Origin of the sequence: Plantibacter sp. 2H11-2 (assembly GCF_050031945.1) — a bacterium.
GTDB lineage: Bacteria > Actinomycetota > Actinomycetes > Actinomycetales > Microbacteriaceae > Plantibacter > Plantibacter auratus.
Genome location: NZ_JBNBBL010000004.1, coordinates 213429 through 235500, shown reverse-complemented (window position 1 = coordinate 235500; position 22072 = coordinate 213429). Strand labels below are relative to the sequence as shown.

At 68.3% G+C, this 22072-nt stretch carries 18 protein-coding genes and 1 tRNA gene; 11 read left to right on the top strand and 8 right to left on the bottom strand.

Annotated elements, in window-relative coordinates:
* Window positions 1-2: 2 nt before the first annotated feature.
* The 7 genes from kdpB (at window position 3) to ACQG07_RS10540 (ending at window position 8229) form a co-directional block, all read left to right on the top strand.
* Window positions 3-2168: a potassium-transporting ATPase subunit KdpB gene (kdpB, locus tag ACQG07_RS10570; protein ID WP_426738259.1), complete on the top strand. Its 2166-nt coding sequence runs from the start codon at window positions 3-5 to the stop codon at window positions 2166-2168.
* A gap of 92 nt (window positions 2169-2260) precedes the next feature.
* On the top strand, window positions 2261-2869 hold the full coding sequence (gene kdpC, locus ACQG07_RS10565) for a potassium-transporting ATPase subunit KdpC (protein WP_426738258.1): 609 nt from the start codon (window positions 2261-2263) through the stop codon (window positions 2867-2869).
* A gap of 76 nt (window positions 2870-2945) precedes the next feature.
* Window positions 2946-5441 (top strand): DUF4118 domain-containing protein, encoded by a 2496-nt coding sequence (locus ACQG07_RS10560; RefSeq protein WP_426738257.1) that lies wholly within the window; start codon window positions 2946-2948, stop codon window positions 5439-5441.
* Window positions 5438-6124 carry a response regulator gene (locus ACQG07_RS10555; RefSeq protein WP_191940289.1) on the top strand — a complete coding sequence of 229 codons (687 nt, stop codon included), beginning with the start codon at window positions 5438-5440 and terminating at the stop codon, window positions 6122-6124. Before ACQG07_RS10560 ends, ACQG07_RS10555 begins: the two co-directional genes overlap by 4 nt.
* Window positions 6125-6278: 154 nt before the next feature.
* Window positions 6279-6731 (top strand): SRPBCC family protein, encoded by a 453-nt coding sequence (locus tag ACQG07_RS10550; RefSeq protein ID WP_124768446.1) that lies wholly within the window; start codon window positions 6279-6281, stop codon window positions 6729-6731.
* On the top strand, window positions 6721-6861 hold the full coding sequence (locus ACQG07_RS10545; RefSeq protein ID WP_159877259.1) for a hypothetical protein: 141 nt from the start codon (window positions 6721-6723) through the stop codon (window positions 6859-6861). The genes ACQG07_RS10550 and ACQG07_RS10545 overlap by 11 nt, the downstream gene beginning before the upstream one ends.
* A 138-nt stretch (window positions 6862-6999) precedes the next feature.
* A complete protein-coding gene (locus ACQG07_RS10540; RefSeq protein WP_426738256.1) occupies window positions 7000-8229 on the top strand; it encodes an MFS transporter in 1230 nt (409 codons plus the stop codon).
* Window positions 8230-8239: 10 nt separating this feature from the next.
* On the opposite strand, the gene ACQG07_RS10535 is transcribed toward ACQG07_RS10540, so the two are convergent.
* Complete coding sequence (locus ACQG07_RS10535; RefSeq protein WP_426738330.1) at window positions 8240-9694, bottom strand: threonine/serine ThrE exporter family protein; 1455 nt, start codon at window positions 9692-9694, stop codon at window positions 8240-8242.
* 146 nt (window positions 9695-9840) lie between these two features.
* On the opposite strand from ACQG07_RS10535, the gene ACQG07_RS10530 reads away from it, so the two are divergent.
* From ACQG07_RS10530 to ACQG07_RS10520, 3 genes are all read left to right on the top strand, one after another.
* Entirely contained in the window at window positions 9841-11262 is a 1422-nt protein-coding gene (locus ACQG07_RS10530) for a DUF222 domain-containing protein (RefSeq protein WP_426738255.1), read from the top strand.
* 94 nt (window positions 11263-11356) lie between these two features.
* Entirely contained in the window at window positions 11357-12781 is a 1425-nt protein-coding gene (locus tag ACQG07_RS10525) for an APC family permease (RefSeq protein ID WP_426738329.1), read from the top strand.
* Between the two features lie 83 nt (window positions 12782-12864).
* Window positions 12865-14235 (top strand): LLM class flavin-dependent oxidoreductase, encoded by a 1371-nt coding sequence (locus tag ACQG07_RS10520; RefSeq protein WP_426738254.1) that lies wholly within the window; start codon window positions 12865-12867, stop codon window positions 14233-14235.
* 386 nt (window positions 14236-14621) lie between these two features.
* Here ACQG07_RS10520 and ACQG07_RS10515 read toward each other — a convergent pair whose 3' ends face one another.
* Window positions 14622-15710 (bottom strand): alpha/beta fold hydrolase, encoded by a 1089-nt coding sequence (locus ACQG07_RS10515; RefSeq protein WP_274499206.1) that lies wholly within the window; start codon window positions 15708-15710, stop codon window positions 14622-14624.
* 278 nt (window positions 15711-15988) lie between these two features.
* Here ACQG07_RS10515 and ACQG07_RS10510 point away from each other — a divergent pair.
* Window positions 15989-16062: transfer RNA gene (locus tag ACQG07_RS10510), tRNA-Gly, on the top strand.
* 202 nt (window positions 16063-16264) lie between these two features.
* Here the strand turns inward: ACQG07_RS10510 and ACQG07_RS10505 are convergent.
* The 6 genes from ACQG07_RS10505 to ACQG07_RS10480 all read right to left on the bottom strand — a co-directional run bounded on the left by ACQG07_RS10505 (window position 16265) and on the right by ACQG07_RS10480 (window position 22061).
* Entirely contained in the window at window positions 16265-17716 is a 1452-nt protein-coding gene (locus ACQG07_RS10505) for a hypothetical protein (protein ID WP_426738253.1), read from the bottom strand.
* Window positions 17717-17911: 195 nt separating this feature from the next.
* Window positions 17912-18730 (bottom strand): GIY-YIG nuclease family protein, encoded by an 819-nt coding sequence (locus ACQG07_RS10500; RefSeq protein ID WP_426738252.1) that lies wholly within the window; start codon window positions 18728-18730, stop codon window positions 17912-17914.
* Between the two features lie 68 nt (window positions 18731-18798).
* Window positions 18799-19140 carry a histone-like nucleoid-structuring protein Lsr2 gene (locus tag ACQG07_RS10495; protein ID WP_426738251.1) on the bottom strand — a complete coding sequence of 114 codons (342 nt, stop codon included), beginning with the start codon at window positions 19138-19140 and terminating at the stop codon, window positions 18799-18801.
* Window positions 19141-19391: 251 nt separating this feature from the next.
* A complete protein-coding gene (locus ACQG07_RS10490; RefSeq protein WP_426738250.1) occupies window positions 19392-20525 on the bottom strand; it encodes a site-specific integrase in 1134 nt (377 codons plus the stop codon).
* Window positions 20526-20613: 88 nt separating this feature from the next.
* A complete protein-coding gene (locus ACQG07_RS10485) occupies window positions 20614-21579 on the bottom strand; it encodes a hypothetical protein (RefSeq protein WP_426738249.1) in 966 nt (321 codons plus the stop codon).
* Entirely contained in the window at window positions 21576-22061 is a 486-nt protein-coding gene (locus tag ACQG07_RS10480; protein ID WP_426738248.1) for a hypothetical protein, read from the bottom strand. Before ACQG07_RS10480 ends, ACQG07_RS10485 begins: the two co-directional genes overlap by 4 nt.
* Between the last annotated feature and the right edge of the window lie 11 nt (window positions 22062-22072).

Sequence of the window (22072 nt, the reverse complement as noted above, 5' to 3'; positions counted from 1 at the left end):
CCATGTCCACCACGCACACGCTTCCCGCCCCGGCGGAACCCGAGCAGGAGCAGGACCACCACCACGAGCCCGCGAAGGCCGCGTTCGGTCCGGCGCAGCTGCTCGCCGCGACCCCGGGTGCCTTCCGCAAACTCGACCCGCGGCTCATGGTCAAGAACCCGGTCATGTTCATCGTCGAGGTCGGCGCGGCACTGACCACCGTCCTCGCGATCGCCGAACCGTTCCTCGGTGGTGCGCAGGAGTCCGGCGGCTCGGCCGTGCCGGCGTCGTTCACCTGGGGCATCGCGATCTGGCTGTGGCTCACGGTCGTGTTCGCGAACCTCGCTGAGTCCGTCGCCGAGGGACGCGGCAAGGCGCAGGCCGACAGCCTCCGCAAGACGCGCACCTCGACCATGGCGAACCAGGTCACGGACTACGACGCCTCGGCGGACCCGTCCGCGGAGCACGCCGCCATCGGCCAGGTCTCCTCGGCGGACCTCACCCTCGGCGACGTCGTCGTGGTGACCGCCGGCGAGCTCGTCCCGGGCGACGGCGACATCGTCTGGGGCATCGCCTCGGTCGACGAGTCGGCGATCACGGGCGAGTCGGCCCCGGTCGTCCGCGAGTCCGGCGGTGACCGCAGCGCCGTCACGGGCGGCACCCGCGTGCTGTCCGACCGCATCGTCGTCCGCATCACCTCGAAGCCCGGTGAGACCTTCGTCGACCGCATGATCGGCCTCGTCGAGGGTGCGGCGCGGCAGAAGACGCCGAACGAGATCGCGCTCAACATCCTGCTCGCGAGCCTGTCGATCGTGTTCGTGGTCGTGGCGCTGACGCTCAACCCGATCGCCTCCTATGCGGCGGCTCCCGTCAGCGTCCCGGTCCTCATCGCCCTGCTCGTCTGCCTCATCCCGACGACCATCGGCGCCCTGCTCTCGGCGATCGGTATCGCCGGCATGGACCGACTCGTGCAGCGAAACGTGCTCGCGATGTCCGGCCGCGCGGTCGAGGCCGCCGGCGACGTCACGACCCTGCTGCTCGACAAGACCGGCACCATCACCTACGGCAACCGGCAGGCGGTCGAGTTCATCGCTCTCCGCGGTGTCACGCCGGAGGAGCTCGCGCAGGCCGCAGCCCGGTCCTCGCTCAGCGACCCGACGCCCGAGGGCAAGTCGATCGTCGACCTCGCCGCCGAGCGGGGCATCCACCTGGACGGGTCCGGGGCTGGCGAGATCGTCCCGTTCACCGCGCAGACCCGCATGAGCGGCCTCGACCAGCCGGACGGTGCACAGATCCGCAAGGGCGCAGGCTCGGCCGTTCTGGCCTGGGTGGAGTCGTTCGGCCCCCTCGCCGAGGCGACCCGCGCCGAGCTCCAGGAGCACGTCGAGGCGGTGTCCGCCGGCGGCGGCACCCCGCTCGTCGTCGCGCAGACCGACACCAGCGGCACCGCGCGGGTGCTCGGCGTCGTCCGCCTCAAGGACGTCGTCAAGGCCGGCATCGCGGAGCGGTTCGCCGAGCTGCGCGCCATGGGCATCCGCACGGTCATGATCACGGGTGACAACCCGCTCACCGCGAAGGCGATCGCCGCCGAGGCCGGAGTCGACGACTTCCTGGCCGAGGCGACGCCCGAGCAGAAGCTCGAGCTCATCCGCAAGGAGCAGGAGGGCGGCAACCTCGTCGCGATGACCGGTGACGGCACGAACGACGCTCCGGCGCTCGCACAGGCCGACGTCGGTGTCGCGATGAACACGGGCACCTCCGCTGCGAAGGAGGCCGGCAACATGGTCGACCTCGACTCCGACCCGACGAAGCTCATCGACATCGTCCGGATCGGCAAGCAGCTGCTCATCACGCGAGGCGCGCTCACGACGTTCTCGATCGCGAACGACGTCGCCAAGTACTTCGCGATCATCCCGGCCATGTTCGCCGGGGTGTTCCCGGGGCTCGCACTGCTCAACATCATGCAGCTGCACTCCCCCGCGTCGGCGATCCTCTCGGCGATCATCTTCAACGCCATCATCATCGTGATCCTGATCCCGCTGGCCCTCCGCGGTGTGAAGTACCGACCGCTCAGCGCCTCGAAGGTCCTCAGCCGCAACCTGTTGGTCTACGGGCTCGGTGGCGTGATCGCGCCGTTCATCGGCATCAAGCTGATCGACCTCGTCGTCACCCTCATCCCCGGCTTCTGAGCCGACGACCCAGATCAAGCTGATCGACCTCGTCGTCACCCTCATCCCCGGCTTCTGAGCCGCACCCAGCACACGAAAGCAGACAGATCATCATGAGTGCATCCCGCAGCGGCATCGCCCAGTACTGGGTCGCCATCAGGGCCATGCTCGCCCTCACCGTCGTCCTCGGCGTCGGCTACCCCCTCATCGTCACCGGCATCGGGCAGGCGACGATGTCCTGGCAGGCCAACGGATCCGCCGTCACCGAGGATGGCACGACGGTCGGCTCAGCGCTCATCGGGCAGTCGTTCACCGACGCCGACGGCAAGCCGCTGCCGCAGTGGTTCCAGTCGCGTCCGTCGGCGGCCGGCGACGGCTACGACGGTGGCGCGTCGAGCGGCAGCAACCTCGGGCCGGAGAACACCGACCTCGTCGCCTCGATCGAGGAGCGCCGCGCGGCCATCGCCGCCTTCGAGGACGTCGATCCGTCGAGCATCCCCGCCGACGCGCTGACGGCTTCCGCGTCCGGCCTCGACCCGCACATCAGCCCGGCCTACGCACTGCTGCAGGTGCCCCGTGTCGCCGCCGAGCGCGGCCTCGACGAGGACGAGGTCCGTGCCCTCGTCGAGCGCCTGACGCAGGGCCCCGACCTCGGCTACCTTGGGGAGTCCACGGTCAACGTCCTGCAGCTCAACCTCGCCGTGGCAGGACTGGACGGATAACCATGCAGCGCGGACGACACAGCGCGGCCCCCGAGGTCGGCAGGCAGAGCGCCATGCTCCAGGAGGACTGAACACCATGCAGCGCGGACGACTCCGGGTGCTCCTCGGCGCGGCCCCCGGGGTCGGCAAGACCTACGCCATGCTCGAGGAGGGGCACCGCCTCGCCGGGGAGGGCGTCGACGTGGTCGTCGCGGTCGTCGAGACCCACGGTCGGGCCGCGACCGCCGCCCTGACCGAGGGGCTCGAGACGCTGCCGCGTCGGGGTGTCGAGCACCGGGGCGTGACGCTCGACGAGATGGATCTCGAGGCAGTCCTCGCGCGCCACCCCGGACTCGCGCTCGTCGACGAACTGGCCCACACGAACGCCCCCGGCTCCACGAACGACAAGCGCTGGCAGGACGTCGAGGCCCTGCTCGCCGCCGGTGTCTCGGTGCTCTCGACGGTGAACATCCAGCACATCGAGTCGCTGAACGACGTCGTCCGGCAGATCACCGGGGCGCCGCAGCGGGAGACGATCCCCGACGCCGTGCTGCGGGCGGCCGACCAGATCGAACTCATCGACCTCGCTCCACAGGCCCTCCGCGACCGGCTCGCCGGTGGCCGGGTCTACCCGGCCGAGCGGATCGACGCCGCCCTGTCCAACTACTTCCGCCTCGGCAACCTCACGGCACTGCGCGAGCTGGCGCTGCTGTGGCTGGCCGACGAGGTCGACTCCGCCCTCCGCGACTATCGCGCCGAACACGGCATCGACAGCACCTGGGAGGCGCGCGAGCGGGTCGTCGTGGCCCTCACCGGCGGCCCGGAGGGCGAGACCCTGCTCCGACGCGGCGCCCGGATCGCCGCCCGTTCCTCCGGTGGCGAGCTCATCGCGGTGCACGTGACGACGCAGGACGGCCTCCGGTCCGCGAACCCCGGTGCACTCGCGCAGCAGCGGGCGCTCGTCGACACCCTCGGCGGCACCTTCCACCAGGTGGTCGGCGACGACGTGCCGCGCGCGCTCGTGGACTTCGCGAAGGCGGCGAACGCGACGCAGCTCGTCATCGGTGTCAGCCGACGCAGTCGCCTGTCCGCCGCCGTGACGGGGCCCGGCATCGGCAACACGGTCATCCGCGAGTCGGGCAACATCGACGTCCACATCGTCAACCACGAGGCGGCGGGCGGCCGGTTCCGACTGCCGAAGCTCGGCGGTGCTCTGAGCGCACGGCGCCACATCGCGGGCTTCGCGCTCGCGCTCATCGGCGGGCCGCTCGTCACCTGGCTCCTCCACCTCGCCCGCACCGAGGAGTCGATCACGAGCGAGGTGCTGTCGTACCAGCTGCTCGTCGTGCTCGTCGCGCTCGTGGGCGGGTTCTGGCCGGCGGTCTTCGCTGCCGTCCTGTCGGGCGTCACGCTCGACTTCGTCTTCGTCCAACCGCTCTACACCGTGACCATCGACGATCCGGCGCACCTCGTGGCGCTCGTGCTCTACGTCGTCATCGCGGTGATCGTGAGCGGGGTGGTCGACCTCTCGGCGCGACGGGCTCGCACGGCGAGGCGCGCGGCCGCGGAGTCCGAGCTGCTCGCGACGGTCGCGGGCAGCGTGCTCCGCGGCGAGGGTGCCCTGCAGGCGCTCGTCAGCCGGACCCGCGAGTCCTTCTCGCTCGCCGGGGTGCGGCTCGTCGCAGGTGAGCAGGTCCTCGCGGTCGACGGCGAACCGACCCGCGGAGGCGACTTCACGAGCATCCCGATCGGCACCCGCGCGGTGCTCGAACTGCACGGTGGCGTGCTCGCCGCGTCCGACCGCCGCCTGCTCGCCGTCATCGCGGCGCAGCTCGACGCCTCGCTCGAGCACACCGATCTGCGCGCCACCGCCCAGGAGGTCGGCCCGCTGGCCGCGACCGACCGGGTGCGGAGCGCGCTGCTCTCGGCGGTCAGTCACGACCTCCGGCGCCCCCTCGCCGCCGCGACCGCCGCCGTCACCGGACTGCGCGCGACCGACGTCGAGCTCACCACGGCGGACCGCCGCGACCTCCTCGAGACCGCGGACGACAGCCTGCGCACGCTCGCGGCCCTCGTCACCAACCTGCTCGACGTCAGTCGTCTCCAGGCCGGTGTCCTCGCCGTGACCGTCGCCCCGATCGACGTCGAGGACGCGATCCTGCCGGCCTTCGACGAGCTCGGCATCGGGCCGCACGACGCCGAACTCGACCTCGCACCCGACCTCCCGCCCGTCCTCGCCGACGCCGGCCTCCTCCAGCGCGTCATCGTAAATCTCCTGACGAACGCGCAGCGTTTCAGCCCGGACGACACCCCCGTCCGGATCGCGACGAGCGGGTTCCGCGACGCCGTCGAGATCCGCATCGTCGATCACGGCCCGGGCATCGCGCCCGACCGACGCGAGGACGTGTTCGTCCCCTTCCAGCGCCTCGGCGACACCGACAACCTCACCGGGCTCGGCCTCGGACTCGCGCTGTCGAAGGGCTTCGTCGAGGGGATGGGTGGCACACTCGAACCGGAGGACACGCCGGGTGGGGGCCTCACCATGGTGGTGTCGCTGCCGGCGACACGTGATCAGGAAGGGACCGCTCGATGAAGATCCTGATCGCCGACGACGACCCCCAGATCCTCCGGGCCCTGCGCATCACGCTCACCGCCCGCGGCTACGAGATCATCACGGCCGAGGACGGCACCGCTGCGCTCAACGCCGCGACGACGCACCGCCCCGACCTGTACCTGCTCGACCTCGGCATGCCGGGGCTCGACGGGCGGCAGGTGATCGAGGGCCTCCGCGGCTGGACCGACGCGCCCATCCTCGTGGTGTCCGGTCGTGCCGGATCGACCGACAAGGTCGAGGCCCTCGACGCCGGAGCCGACGACTACGTGACGAAGCCCTTCGCGATCGACGAACTGCTCGCCAGGATCCGCGCCCTCACCCGGCGGGTCCCCGGCGCCGAGGCCGAACCCACCGTGCGGTTCGGCGACATCGTGGTCGACCTCGCTGCGAAGCAGGTCACCAAGCAGATCCCTGGTGCGTCCCCGGCCACCGTCCGCCTGACGCCGACGGAGTGGCAGGTGCTCGAGCTGCTCATCCGGAACGCCGGCAAGCTCGTGACCCGACAGATGCTGCTCACGGAGATCTGGGGTCCGACGCACGTGACCGACACCGGCTACCTGCGCCTCTACATCGCGCAGCTGCGGAAGAAGCTCGAACCTGAGCCGGCCACTCCCCGCCACCTGCTCACCGAGGCCGGCATGGGGTACCGCTTCCAGCTCTGAGCGAGCGCTCGCGTCGAGTCGGGCAGGGTAACAGGTTGCAGCGCCCGAGGCCATGCCCCCGGAATCGCAGCTTGCACGCGTACCGTCGCAGTCGCGTCCGGGCTTTCCGGACGAGACCCATGCAGGTACCGCAGAACCAGAGAGGATGGCGCCCATGACCCAGGTCATCGAAACCATCGACGTCGACGTTCCCGTCTCCGTCGCCTACAACCAGTGGACCCGCTTCGAGGACTTCCCCAAGTTCCTCGACGAGGTCGACTCGATCACGCAGGTCACCGACACCCTCACGGAGTGGACGGTCACCGTCGCCGGACAGACCCGCACCTTCGAGGCGGAGATCACCGAGCAGCACCCCGACGAACGCGTCGCCTGGAACAGCACCGGCGGCGAGGCGGACCACGCCGGCGTCGTCACCTTCCACCGCCTGGAGGACGCCAAGACGCGTGTCACCGTGCAGCTGGACTGGGAGCCCAAGGGCCTCCTCGAGCACCTCGGCGCAGCCGTCGGTGTGGCCGGCCATGCGGTCAAGAAGGACCTCGGCAACTTCAAGCAGCTCGTCGAATCCGAGGGCCAGACCGGACAGGGATGGCGTGGCGATGTCGAGTGACGGCCCCCGCCCCGGTCCCCCGCACACGCACGACGACGACGTGAAACACGACGTGCCGAAGCCCGAGGAGGTCGACCCCGAGACGGGGACCGACGCCGAGGGCGACCCCGTCGAGAACCCATCGGGCTGAACCTCCGGCATCGGCCCGTCCGAGGCGAGCACCGCCCCGAGACGGGAACCGACGCCGACGGCGACCCCGTCGAGAACCCATCGGGCTGATCACCTGATTCCTGCCGGCCGGTACTCCCGCCGCCTCTAGGCTCGGAGCATGAGTGCTCGCGCCGGTCAGGCGAACCCCCGCCCCGCGCTGTCCGCCCCTCTTCGGCGGCGGCGCGGGGCGATCTTCGTCTTCATGCTCACCGTCGGCGTGGGTCTGTCGTCCTTCATCGTCCGGACGCCCGCCGTCCGCGACCTCGTGCACGCGAGCACCGCCGAGATGGGACTCATCCTCTTCGGCATCTCCGTCGGATCGATGACGGGCATCCTGTCGTCCGCGGCGCTCGTCCGTCGGTTCGGTGCGCGTCGTCCGATCATCATCGGCGGAGCGGCGTTCGTCATCGGACTCGCGCTCCTCGCCCTCATGGCGGGTGCCGGGCAGGGCGTCGGTGTCTTCCTCGGTCTGACCGGCATCGGTCTGGGCTTCGGCCTCGCCGAGATCGCGATCAACATCGAGGGCGCGATGATCGAGCAGTTGTCCGGGCGGTCCATCCTGCCCGTGCTCCACGGCTGCTACAGCCTGGGTTCCGTCATCGGCTCGGTCGCCGGCATCGCGCTCACGGCGATCGCCTTCCCGGTGATGATCCATCTACTGATCGTCGCGACCGTCGCGCTGGCGGCGCTGCTGTGGGCGATCCCGAAGATCCCGGCCGAGACCGGACGACAGTCGGACACGGGTGCCGGCTCCCCCGGGATCCGTGCGCAGCTCGCGGTCTGGCGGCAGCAGCGCGTGATCTTCCTCGGCCTCATCGTGCTCGCCCTCGCGCTGGCCGAGGGCGCCGCCGGCGACTGGTTGCCGCTCATCATGGTCGACGGGCACGGCACCACGGCCGCCGTCGGATCGATCGTCTTCGCCGGGTTCGCACTCGCCATGACGATCGGTCGCTTCGCCGGTGAACCGCTCCTCGCCCGCTTCGGCAAGGCCAACGTGCTGCGGGTGAGCGCCCTCGTGTCGGCGGTCGGGATCGGGCTCGTCGTCTTCTCCGACAGTGTCCTCGTCGCAGGGCTCGCGGTGCTGCTGTGGGGGCTCGGTGCGGCGCTCGGCTTCCCGGTGACCCTCTCGGCGGCGGGTGAGAGCGACGATCCGACGACGACCGTCGGCGCCGTGGCCTCGGCCGGCTACGTCGCGTTCCTCGTCGGGCCGCCGCTGCTCGGATTCCTCGGGGAGCACTTCGGTCTGCGCGGCGCGATGATCGTCGTGCTCGCGGTGGTCGTCCTGGCGTCCTTCCTGACGTCCGCGGCGAAGCCGCAGGAGCGGCAGGTCACGCCAGCCGGTCCATGAGTCATCCCGCTCAGCGCGGGTGGCGCTTGGAGCGCCGGATGTATCCGGGCAGCAGCACGCGGCCGGAGACGCCCGTGCGGCGGGCGAGGATCTCGCCGAGCGTGACGCCGGCGGCGAGCGCGAGGCCGGTGAGGCCCGCCTGCAGCAGCTGTTCGACCCCCTCGGAACCCTGCTCGCCGTTCACGAGCGCGAGCATGCCGCGGTAGATCGCGAGCCCGGGCAGCAGCGGCACGATCCCACAGATGGTGAGGATGATCGCCGGGATGCGCAGCCGCGGGCCGAGCGCCTCCGCGGCGAAGCCGATGATGAGCGCGGCGAGCGCACTGGCTGCGGCGGGCGCGACGCCACTGCCGGAGACGAACACGAAGACAGAGAACGCGATCGCGCCGGTGACCCCGGCGAAGAACGCTGCACGGAGGGCCGCCTGCGAAGCCATCGCCCAGGCGGCGGAGGCCACGGCCGCGCCGACGATCTGCACGGCGACGGGCCACGGGCTCACCGGGAGGTCGAAGAGGACGAGGGAGATGCCGAGGCGCCGGGCGAGGTCGAGGACGCCACCGATGCCGACCACGATCCCGATGGTGAGGAGCATCACCTCGACGAGCCGTCCGCTCGCGGTGACGGGGAACCCGTTGATCGCGTCGTCGGCCGCCCCGACGAGCGAAGCGCCGGCGAGGAGGACGACGATGCCCGACGCGACGATGAGGGCGGGCGGCAGGGCCGAGAGGTCGTCCGGGACGTAGGGGCTGAGGATCGAGATGAGGACGGCGACGGTCGTGGCGATGGCCGCCCCGGTGAGTTGCAGGAAGAAGACCGGCAGCTTCCAGACGTTCAGTGCGCGGAAGGCGCTGTCGATGAGCGCGGTGGTGGCGGCGGCGAGCAGCATCGAGACGACGCCGCCACCGAGGAGGACGGCGACGGCCGCCGCCATCGTCGACAGCAGCACGGTGACGAAGCCGCGGCGGTAGGTCCGTCGTGCGGTGAGGATGCGGTCGAGGTCGCGGTGGGCGGCGCCGAGGCGGGCGTGCAGTTCGTCGCGGAGGTCGGCCTCGTCGTCGCGGGCGACGTCGGTGACCGTCATGATCGGTTCGGATCGGTTGGTGATGCCCTCGGCGACCACGACGACCTTGGCGAGGCGGTCGAAGTCGGCGGAGGGCGAGCGGACCACGCGGAGCACGGTGACGCCCGGTGACAGCTCGGACCCGTCGTGCGCGATGAGGATGGAGGTGAAGGTGAGGTCGACCTGGCATTCGAGGTCGAACGCGCGGCACACGCGACGGATGGCGTCGGTGACCTCGGCCGCTGCTGCTCCGAGAGCCAGCATCGACTCGCCGATCCGGCCGGCCAGCTCGAGCACCTCGCGCACGGGCCGTTCCGCATTGAGGCGGACGACCGCCTGCTCGTCGATGCCCTCCGGCGCCGCTCCTCGGATTCCCCCGGCCAGCTGACTCAGCAGCGAACGCATACCCACCCGCTCATCGTACGAGCCACCGGTGACGGCGGGCTCGCCCTGGTGTTCGGCGGTCGTCTGTGCGAGGTGATGGGCGGGTCCGATCGGCCCGAATCCTGGTGATCATCTCGAATGTCAGTGGTCCATGTTGGACTGGAGTCATGACCGAGACCGCCACGTTCGACGACCCCGAGGTGCACGAGCGCTCGGGGTATCCGGAGCACCCGGAACACCCGAGCGATGTGTTCGCTGCTCGGATGGCGTCGTTCACCGACCGCTTCGTCGATCTCACCCGCCGCCGCGCGGCGCTCGACGCCGAGGAGGCGCAGCTGCTGGCCGAAGCCTTCTCCTACGCCGATGCGACCGCGTCAGCGCTCGTCTCCGCGAGCACCACCTCGACCGACGCCCGCGACCTCGCGCGGCGGTCGATGTGCGCGTCGCTCGCGATCGCCACGAGGATGTCCGAGCCGACGCTCCAGGCGCGGGTCGGCGACGCCGAGGCGCTCGTCCACCACGCACCCGTCGTGCTCGAGGCGCTCGCGCAGGGTTCCATCAGCGGCGGTCACGCCCGCGCGATCACCGACCAGCTGCGCGACGTCCCGGCGGAGGGCCGCACGGTGTTCCTCGAGCAGGTGCTGCCCGTGGCCCTCCGATCGACGACCGCACGCCTCCGGCAGCGCGCGAGGGTCGTGCGGGAGCGGTTGCACCCCGAATCGATCACCGCTCGCCGCACGCGCTCGATCACCGACCGTCGTGTCGAGCTCGAAGCTGCGGCCGACGGCATGGCCTGGCTGCACTTGTTCACCACCGCCCCGCTGGCGCACGCGATCAGGAACCGCCTCGACGCCGTCGCGGTCCCGGCGCGGATCGCCGGCGACACCCGCACGCTCGCGCAGCTGCGCGCCGACGCCCTGGCGTCGCTCGCCGTGGCCGGCACGGTGAGCGACGACGTCGGTCCCATCCCGGTCGACCGGGAGACGACCGGGGCGTTCACCTGGCTGCCCGGTTCCGCGCCGCTCGACGACGCAGCCAGGATCGCGGAGGAGGCGGTCGCCGCCGGGGCCGACCCCTTGCTCGCCGAGCCCGTCGGCATCGAGGCCCGCATCCGGGCCACCGTCCAGATGACCGTCCCGGCCCTGTCCACCCTCGGCGTCACCGACGAACCCGGCGTGCTCGACGGCTACGGCCCGATCGACCCCGACACCGCCGCCCGACTCGCCGTCACAGCCCCTTCCATGACCCGTATCCTCACCCAACCGGAAACGGGAGCCGTCGTGTCCGTCGGGCGCGAGCAGTACCGGGTGCCGGCAGACCTGGCGCGCGCCGTCCGCCTGCGAGACACCACGTGTCGGGCTCCGGGCTGCGGACGAGCCGCCCGGAACTGCGACCTCGACCACTCGATCGCTTGGCAGGACGGCGGCACGACAGCGGTCGACAACCTGGCCTGTCTCTGCCGACATCATCACCGGCTGAAACACCTGCCGGGTTGGAACCTCGAGCACCACCCCGGCGGCATCCTCACCTGGACCACACCCGACGGTCGACGACACGAGACCAGACCCGAGCTCGCCGAGACGGGGTGAGTGCGAGCGCGCCCGACGCTCCCCGCACCCACGGTTACCATGGATACCCGTGACCAACCGCCGACTCCCGCTCCTCGCGCAGCTGCGCCGGCGCATGCCGCTCGTCCGACTCGGGACGGATCCCGCCGACTCGGGGACGTCGCTCCGCCGTTCGCTCGGTGTCTGGCAGCTCACGATGATCAGCGTCGGCGCGACACTCGGCACCGGCATCTTCGTCGTCCTCGGCACCGCCGTCCCGCTCGCCGGCCCCGCCGTCTGGATCGCGTTCGCGGTCGCCGGGCTCGCTGCACTCCTGTCGGCCCTGTCCTACGCCGAGATGGCCGGTTCGGTGCCGGTCTCCGGATCCAGCTACTCCTACGCCTACGCGACCATGGGTGAGGGCGTCGCCTGGGTGTGCGGCTGGTGCCTCGTCCTCGAGTACGGGGTCTCCGTCGCCGCGGTCGCCGTCGGCGCCGGGCAGTACGTGAACGAGGCGCTCGCGGTGTTCGGCCTGGGACTGCCGCCGGCACTCGCGAACCCGATCGGCGTCGCCGACGGACTGATCAACCTGCCGGCCGCCGCCCTCGTCCTGCTCGCGATGCTGCTGCTCGTCCGCGGTGCGAAGGACAGCGCCTGGGCGAACACGATCATGGTGTTCGTGAAGCTCGCCGTACTGCTCGTCTTCGTCGTCATCGCGTTCTCGGCGTTCTCGCTCGGCAACTTCGAACCGCTCGCGCCCATGGGGGTCGCCGGTGTCGCGGCAGCCTCCAGCCGACTGTTCTTCTCCTACATCGGCTTCGACGCGGCGTCGACCGCCGGCGACGAGGCGACGAACCCGCGTCGCGACCTGCCGCGCGCGATCATCCTGTCGATGGTGATCGTCACCGCCGTCTACATCCTCGTCGCCATCGCCGCGATCGGTGCCCGGCCGTGGACCGAGTTCGCCGACGACGAGTCCGCGTTCGTCGGCATCCTCACCGAGATCACCGGACAGCCGATCGTCGCGCTCTTCTTCTCCATCGGCGCGGTCATCGCGATCGCGAGCGTGGTGCTCACCGTGTACTACGGGCAGACGCGCATCCTGTACCGGATGGCGCAGGACGGCATGGTGCCGCGGGTGTTCTCGCGCGTGGGTCGTCGCAGCGGGACGCCCGTCGCCGGGACCGTCATCGTCGGTGCGGTCGTCGCCGTGGTCGCCGCCCTCATCCCGCTCGGCGAGCTCGCCGACGCCACGAGCATCGGCACGCTGTTCGCGTTCGCCCTCGTGAACCTCTCGGTCATCCTGCTGCGTCGCCTGCGTCCCGATCTCGACCGCAGCTACTCCGTCCCGCTGTTCCCGGTGGTCCCCGCGCTCGGCATCGTCATGTGCCTCGGGTTGATGGTGTCGCTCGGTGGGACGACCTGGATCGTGTTCCTCATCTGGATGCTCGTCGGCGCGGCGCTCTACCTCGGGTACGGGCGTCGGCACTCGACGGTCGGTGCCCTCAGTGACGCGGAGTACGCCGAGGCGATCGCCGCGGAGGACACCTCGCGCGGGTAGTGCGCTGCGCCCAGATGACGCCCTGTTACGGGCGAGGCCGATTGCCAGGCGACGTCCGGGACTCGTGATGCAGGATCATGCGTATGACCCGACAGATCCGCTTCAACGCCTTCGACATGAACTGCGTCGCCCACCAGGCGTCGGGGATGTGGCGTCACCCCGACGACCGCTCGAGCACCTACAAGGACCTCTCCTACTGGACGGACCTGGCGCAGCTGCTCGAGCGAGGCAAGTTCGACGGCATCTTCATCGCCGACGTCCTCGGCACGTACGACGTCTACGGCGACAGCAACGAGGCCGCGATCCGCAACGGCGCGCAGGTGCCCGTGAACGACCCGATCCTGCTCGTCTCGGCGATGGCCGCGGTGACGAAGCACCTCGGGTTCGGGGTCACGGCCGGCACCGCCTACGAGCACCCGTACCCGTTCGCGCGGCGCATGTCGACGCTCGACCACCTGACGAAGGGGCGGGTCGGCTGGAACGTCGTCACCGGCTACCTGCCGAGTGCGGCGCGCAACATGGGGCACGACGACCAGCTCGAGCACGACGAGCGGTACGACGTCGCCGACGAGTACCTCGAGGTCCTGTACAAGCTGTGGGAGGGCTCGTGGGAGGACGAAGCCGTCGTGCGCGACCGCGAGACGGGCGTGTTCACCGACCCGACGAAGGTCCACGAGATCGGGCACTTCGGCAAGCACTACACGGTGCCCGGCATCCACCTGTCCGAGCCGTCCACGCAGCGCACACCGGTGATCTACCAGGCCGGTGCGTCGCCGCGCGGCATCCAGTTCGCCGCGGGCAACGCGGAGGCGATCTTCGTCGGTGCGTCGACGAAAGCGGGCCTGAAGGCGACGGTCGGTCGCATCCGCGACGCCCTCGAGGCCGCCGGTCGTGACCGGTACTCGGCGAAGATCTACACGCTGCTCACGATCATCACCGACGAGACGAGCGAGAAGGCTCAGGCGAAGCACGAGGACTACCTGCAGTACGCGTCGCAGGAGGGTGCGCTCGTGTTCATGTCGGGCTGGATGGGCATCGACCTGTCGCAATACGACCCGGAGGAGCCGATCGGCAACGTCAAGAGCAACGCCATCCAGTCGGCGGTCGCCAACTACCAGGCGGCCAACGAGGAGGGTGGCGAGTTCAAGGTGAAGGACATCGCGCGCATGGGTGCGATCGGTGGGCTTGGTCCGCGGATCGTCGGCAGTGCGTCGGAGATCGCCGACACCCTGCAGGAGTGGGTGGAGGAGACCGACGTCGACGGCTTCAACCTCGCCTACGCGATCACTCCGGGCACCTTCGAGGACATCGTCGAGTTCGTCATCCCCGAGCTGCGTCGCCGCGGTGCCTACCCCGAGGAGTACGTCGAGGGCAGCCTCCGCCACAAGCTCCACGGCCGTGGCGACCGTCTCCCCGACGATCACACCGGGGCCCGCTACCGCTACGCGAAGTAGGTCCGGCCCCGCCGGTCCCTGAGCCTGTCAAGGGCACCGGTCCCTGAGCCTGTCGAAGGGCACCAGTCCCTGAACCTGTCGAAGGGCGTCGGTCCCGGAGCCCCAACCACCTCGGTCCCTGAGCTTGTCGAAGGGCACCACGCACCCAACCGACCGCGACCCGCTCCCCCAACCATCCCGGTCCCTGAGCCTATCGAAGGGCACCACGCACCCAACCGACCGTGACCCGCTCCCCCAACCATCCCGGTCCCTGAGCCTGTCGAAGGGCACCACGCACCCAACCGACCGTGACCCGGCCCCCAACCATCCCGGTCCCTGAGCTTGTCGAAGGGCAGCACGAGTACACCCCGCCCTTCGACAAGCTCAGGGACCGAGGAGCACTCCGATCAGCGCGCCCCGAGCCACTCCCTCACGGCCGCTTCGAACGCTTCCGGCGCGACGTTCCACTCCAAGCCGTGCGGCGCCGCAGCGACCTCGACAAGCTCGAACGAGGGTACGCGGCGAGCGACGGCCCGCGTGAGTTCCACGGGGATCGTCGTGTCGCCGGGCGAGTGGATCGCGAGCGTCGGCAGGCCGTCGATCGGCCCGGCGGACAGCGCGCGGACCGGAACCGCGCCGCGCACCCCGGCGGATCGTGCCAGCACCGGCGTCGAGAGCACGGCGAGCGCCGAGTGCACGAGCACCCGCGGCACCCCGGCGACCGCGGCAGCATGCAGCACCGTCTCGCTGAGGCCGAGCATCGGCGAGATGAGGATCGCGCCCTGCACCACCTCGGGTCGCTCGCGTGCAGCCGCGAGGCTCAGGGCGGCGCCGTAGGACCACCCGCAGACGACGACCCGTCGCGCACCGAGCGCCACGGCGTCGTCGATGGCCGCGACGACGCGGTCGACGTCCGTGGCGTCAGCCCCGGAGCGACGCTCGGCGAACGCGGACCCGAGGCAGGTGACGAGCGACGGCAGTCCCGCGCGCTGCACGGCCTGCACGGAGCGGAGAGTCGCGAGCGGCGAGGCCCCGAGTCCGTGGGTGTGCACGACCCAGGTGCCGTCGCGGGCCTCGCTGTCATCGCCGTCGAATCGCCACGCCCCTGACCGCGTCCTCGGCACGCGCTCCTCGTCCACCCCGAGTTCCGCGGGTGTCACGGCCGCGCCGGTGAACCGCGCACGGGTCGCACCTGCGGGAAGGCGGCCGCTGACCACACTCCGCATCACCGAACCGTCCGTCGTCTCGCGGCCGATCACCGGCCCGACGATGACCCGTGAGCCGTCGTCGAACTCGAGCCCGTATCGTCCCGGCAGCGCGGTGGCAGCGTTCCGTTCGAGCCGCACGGTCATCGGCGACGAGGTCGGCAGCACGTCGCTGTAGTGCACGCGTCCTGCTCCGATGACGCGCCGGGCGACCATGGCACTCGCGACCCCGAATCCCGCGACCGCAACAGTGGCAAGGCCGGCCACGACGATACCCGCGCTGCGCTTCACGTCACACCCTCGATCCCGTCCCGCTCGGGGAACGGTGAACCAGCCTAGCTCCGGGCCACCCGGCTCACCGAGCCGACTCCGCTCGCTGAGCTACCCCTGGTGCCTGAGCCCAACCCCGGTCCCTGAGCAAACACTCGCCCCGGTCCCTGAGCCTGTCGAAGGGCACACGACCACACCCCGCCCTTCGACAAGCTCAGGGACCGACAGGGGGCCGCACACAGGGACCGAACGGAGGCCCGCCGGGTCATGTACGATTACTCAGGACGCTCCGGCGCCACGCGGATGTAGTTCAATGGTAGAACTTCAGCTTCCCAAGCTGATAGCGCGGGTTCGATTCCCGTCATCCGCTCCAAATGCCCGCTCAGAGGCCTGTTCCGCCGTGAGACTTGCGCACCTGCCTCAGCACCTCCTGGCGGGCTCTCACCGTTTACTCACCGGATTCGTTGAGTTGCGTTTGTGATGCGGGTGCGGAGACTCTCCCGCGATGCTGCCGCGGCGCCGACGCCACTCAAGCTTCGCCGCCCCGTTTGGTCCCGGAGTTCACGCCGAGGCGCTCACCAAGTGGTGAACCCCTTAGGCAGTGGCTTTTCAGCGCGTACTGGCAGCTGTTCCCACCTGCCGTCGTGACGAACACGTCGTTCGATCACGGAGAACCTCGCATGGATGGCGCTTAGTTCTCGCTGGCCGTCCGCTTGGAGGAGCAGCTGACCCGTCGAGTCGATGATGTTGAGCGCGGTGAGTCGGATGAGATGCCTCAGGACAAGAGAGATGAGCAGCATCTCCTCGTGATCGGGGAGTTGACCGCGATCAAAATGCTTGATCGAGTTGTACACGTCTGCCGAGGCCCGCGCGAGACCAACAATGCTCTCCACATGATCGCCCCATGCAACATCGACGGCACGAAGGCAGCGGTAGATGTGGGTCGCTGTCGACGGCTTGCGGTTTCTCCCGTAAGTTTCGACTTCCCCTTCCGCTACACCGATCAGATGCCCCGCGGCTTCAACCGACATGGAGAGGGAGACCACGAGATCTTCGACGAACACGTCTTGCCGCCCGAGAACGCCAACCGTCGGCAGGATGAAGCGCTCCCAGGCCTCGTAGCGATCAGACCACTTCGTCAGCCCCTCTGCGCCGATCTGGTCCAGGTATACGAGCGGCATTCTCGCCGCACGCGCATCGGGCTCGCTCGCGGCGTACTCATGTATGGTGCGGCGGCTGATCAACTCAACGAAAGGCAGATGCAGTTCTGACATGCGTCCGTGCCGCTTAGCAAAGCTCTCGTCCTTCACCCGATGCTGTCTGAAGTGAATCGCACCATCAAACATCAGCACGAGCAGGTGCTTGATCTTCTGGTGCTCTACAAGGTGCGTGAGGAACGGGACAGGCGAGTTAAAAGCGCTATCGAGAACAACCCACTCAAAAACGCCAACACTGGGTTCACCTCGAACGTGGCTGGTCGCGGCGCGCCAATCCGTTTGTAGCGTCATTCTCGCGTCCCCTTGAAGCCACTCCAACGACGCCTCGCTCGAGACGTCGATGTGAAAGCCTCGTATGTAGTTGTGTTCGTCGGTGGTTCGCTCCTCTGCAATTGCGGAGAATTCGGTCCATTCTCGCAAGCCATCCATTTGGCTCCTGACCTCAGCAATCATGAGCGGTGCCGACAGATCTGCCTTACGCGTGTCTAGGACTATCTCGGAGGGGCGTAACTTGCCGAGCGATACAGACCGACCGCTGCGCTCTGAATGACCGAACCAGCTCACGTCGAAGAGTGACACGTCTCCCTCTGATGTTCGCAGGATAAGATTCGTCGGCGGCGTCCGCGTTGAGAACCACTCGTGGACTGGGTCGAATTGACCAGTGGGGTCACCGCGAATGTACGGTACTTCAAGGAGCGGACCAGTAGTCTCGTCGATCCGCAACGTGCCCGCGGCGTACGGGGTGCCTGCTACTCCATCGACAATCAGCCCAGTGAGTGATGATCCAGTCGCGAGCTGTTCGATTGTCATTCAGCCAGCCTACGGACGTACAGCCAGTGAGCCAATGCTTGAGCTCGGATGCCGTCCGACCGCCGGGCGCTAGGTAGACGACTTTCGCTCGTCCTCGGAGCACGCTCCGCTAGGGTCCATGACCGGCAGCATTTTTGCGTTCGCGGGGGGCTGGATCAAAGTCGGCGACTACCTGATACTCGACAGTTGATAGCTTCAGTTTCGATTCAGCCCATGCGTACGCGTATCGAGAGCTACCTTGAAGTGACTCTCAGCCATATCGATGACCGGCGTCGGTGTCGACGGGTCGAACACTCGCAGCAGCGAGAACCGAAAGCTCATGGGATCGAGTCCGCGCAACCCGGTGTTGCCGCCATGCCCGTTGGCAGCGTACAAACTCCAGCGTTGGCGGATGCTCTCCGCGCCGTCGGCCTTCCCAACGTAGTGCCGACCGTCTCGAGTGTCGGTGATCAGGTAGATCCCGATGACTGACGCCAGGGCGGTCCGCCAGGACGCGTACCGAGGCTCGCGCATCACTGCCTGCAGCTGGTCGTAACTCAATAGGAGTCTGTCGAAACCAGGAAAGGGCAGCGGCTCAGCGTCAGCAATCCCGACCACGGGATAGTCAGCTGCCGTGGTGGCGTTCATCCGCCAACTGCGCGGCGACCGCCAACCGACGACGAGCCGGTTTCGGAGGTCGTCCATGCACGGAGACCGAACAAGGTCAAACGTCCGGAGATGCTCTGTCCGCCCTACTTCGCCAAGGTTCTCCACCACCGACCAGAGCCTCGCCCGGTCACCTCCCTCGCGGATGAAGACCACCCAGAGGGGAGCCGGCGCGATCGGGAACCGTCTTGGGTCCGGAGACTGGTTTCGCGTGTACTCGAGGATCTCGTCGTCCGTCGAGTCTCCGTGGATTCCACGCAGCCCGCTTTCCTCGTGCTCGCGAACGTAGGTGTGGCGGATCACGAGCGCGTCAGAGAGTCCGATATCGGCGTCACGCAAGATCGCACCGAGCGTCAGCGCCACGATCATCCTCTCTGCTGGTCGGCGCTGAGTGCCACACTCGACAGTCCTGTGGCACCCACCGCCGGGCCCACGTCCTACTTCGCCGCGGCGCGGAACTTCTCGAGGAGGGCGCCGGGGATGCGGCCGCGGTCGGAGACATCGTGGCCGTTGGCACGGAGCCAGCTTCGTGCAGCCGCGAGCTCCTCCTTGTTGCTTCGGTTAGCGCTGGTGGAGCTGGACGCCTTGGGTCGCGATGAGCTTCGCGCAGCCTTCACGAAAGGCTCGAGCGCCTCACGCAGCGCCTTCTCGTTCTTCTCGGACAGATCGATCTCGTACGTCGACCCTTCGAGACCAAACGTGATCGTCTTACCTTCGCCCTGCTTCAGTTCTGAGCCATCGAGGTCATCGACCAAAGTGGTAACAATCTTCTGTGCCATGGGTTTTACTCTCCTTTGTAGAACGAGCGCCATCAGGTCATCAGCTGTGAATGCAGCGAGACCCGGCGGGGGAAGCGACGCTCGGAATAGGTACAACGATAGCGACAGCGGACATCTGCGGTGTCAACAGATGAAGGTTGCAGGCTACCGGCGGACGATCTCCGTCTCAGTAGTTGCGGCAATCACTCACCGCGCACGACAGCCACGGCAAGTTTCGTAGTCGGTGCTAACTCGACACCGATCTCCGAGCATCACGCAAGTCCATCAAGGGTGGGCGACACGTTCGGTCGTTCGAGTTGTCGCGGCACATAGTGCTTCTTCGTCACTGACGAGTTGTGATGACCAAGCTGCTCTTTCGCTGCCTCGATACCATGCTCATCCGCGACGAGGGTAGCCACTGCCTTCCTGCAGACCCGCGTTGTCATCCAACTCACTGGCGTATCCGCAACAGCTTGGGCCCAGGCGGTGCGGATGTTCTCGGGCCACCGAGGTGTGCCATTGAGCGAGGGGAAGACGAGCTCGCCTGAGCTCTCGGCATTCAGCCGTTCGAGGACCTCCACTGTGAACTGAGGGAGGTGTAGCTTCCGCTCTGAGGATTGAGACTTCGGGTGCTCCTGTATCACCAGTCCTTCACCGGGCACACGCACGACTGTCGCCCGAACCGTCAGCGTGTTCGCCTCCAGGTCGACATCCGCCCAGCGGAGGGCCAGCACCTCGCCGATGCGCGCGCCGGTTCCCAGCATCACATCGGCGATGTCTGACAGGTCACGACGCGTATCGGTTCGAGACGTCTTGATTTCGTCCCAGCGCCACAAGGCTGCCCGGAGCTGCTGAATTTCCTCAACCGTGGGGGCCCGCACGGCCGGCGTCACGACCCTCGGTACCTTCACCGGGGTCGCGGGATTTGAGTCGGCACCGCCGAGCCGGACTGCGAGGTCGAACATGCCGGTGAGTACGACCTTCGTCATCCGCGCAGCGGCGGGACCGGAGCTGTCCGAGATGCTGTCGATGAGCCGTTGTAGCCGCGGTACTGACACCTCTCGGAGACGTATGTCTTCAAGGGGCCGAACATGACGGGCGACCGTGGCGTCGTACTTTGCGATGGTCGCAGCGGCGCGTCTTTCACGCCGCACGCTCTCGATCCATCGATCAGCCAACGACCCCAGCGTCGATTCTCGAGTCAGGTCTTGGTCTGAGGGGGCAAGGCGATCTCGGAGTGCCTCAAGGAGGCGCCGCTCCGCCTCGGCGTACGTCCGTCCGGTGCGCTGGACCCTTCGAGTGCGGCCATCCGAATCCCGATAGTTTGCGATTGCGGCCGGACGCCCGTCGCGTTCAGCCCGATTGATCTTGCCCCAGGTTTCGAGAGGCAATGGGGGCCTGGTCACAGCGGCTCTCTCGAGTCTTGGCCGCTCCGCACCTTCCTCCTCGTTTTCGGCCAGCCTCCTGCTCCGACAACGAGGGTGCCCGATCGGCTCATCGGTCAACTTCTAACTGCGCCAGTCGGGCGAGCCACGCCTGAGCTGAGCGCATAAGACAAGACTCCCGTCGACTCAGGAAGATCTCCCCAGGGGATGCCAGAAGCGCGTCCTCGATCTCGATGACCTGGCGGTGCAGCCTCATCTCCGAGCTCCAGTATTCGAACCCTTGTCGGCGCTGTACGTCCGAAGGCGTGACACGTTCCCAGACCTGCTCGATACCCGCCATCAGCCGGTTCACCCGTCTGATGCGACGCCACCCCTCAGATCGACGCGCGAGTGGCATCAGCGAGAAGCCTCCGCACAACAGCAGGACTGAAGCCGTCATCAACGATCCGTAGAGACGTCGTCCGACATCCATCGTCCGCGCGTCTTCCACGACATGAGCGACGTCCATGACGACGGCCGCAGCACTGAATCCCACAGCGAAGACAGACCCCAGAATCAGCAACCAGACTCCGACCGCGAACATCCGGTCAGAGACTGTGGGGAGGAAACGAACCAGCACCCAGCCTGCATGCCCAAGAACCGCTCCGATATACGCCATCTCGACGCCGTTGAAGACGGCAGCTGCAGGCTGAGCACCGTACTCGCGCATGAACGAGCCAGTCGTCGTGGTCATGCTGATGCAGGCGAACGACCCGACCATCACACAAGCCGTCAACACGAGCAATGCGTAGGTCCAGCGCCGATTCGCCGACGACGCCGCGCCGACCGATCCCTGGATCGCCGTAGAGAGCACGGCCACCCCACAAACCTGGAGGAGGTTTGCCGGCAGCATCATCCAGTTCCGAGACCCCATCAAGGCATCGGCGGCAAAGTAGACGTCGTCCACATTCAGCGTCTGAGCTGCGGCTATCAGGCTCGACGCGACGAGAATGCGCTGGCTCCGCCTACGGCGGGCCGTGAGCAGGAGCACGACGGACAACGTCCACATCGCACCGGCGATGATCAGAGCGCTCATCCGAGGAACTCCTCGAGACCAATGGGGTGTTGCGGTCGCCGACGGATCCCGGCCGCTAGAAGATCGGCCAGGCGTTCGGCTTCGATCTCGTCCCCGTCTGACAGATCGGCACGACCGAACAAGCGATCACCCACCTCGAGCCGGACATCCGGGAGAAACCGATTCAGTGTCGGCGCGCTCTGCGTCGACAGGTCGTGCCTCAGCAGGAGATGCCCCAGCTCGTGAAGGAGGCACTGCAGACGATGGATGGCGGAGGATGCCGGCGCGTGGAAGATCGTGCATCGCTGCCCCTCCACGAGGAGGAGACCACACACCGACGTGTCGCCTAACGCGCGCAGCGGTCTGGTGCGTATGGAAAGGTCTCGGACACGTTCGACGTGGCGGATAGCTTCTGCGAGCGAAGTGACAGAAGCGCAGGCATCGCTGCGATAGACCTCCTCTGCCCGCAGTTGACGCGGCAGGTCCCCTAGTGTGTGCTTCACGATTCCCCGTC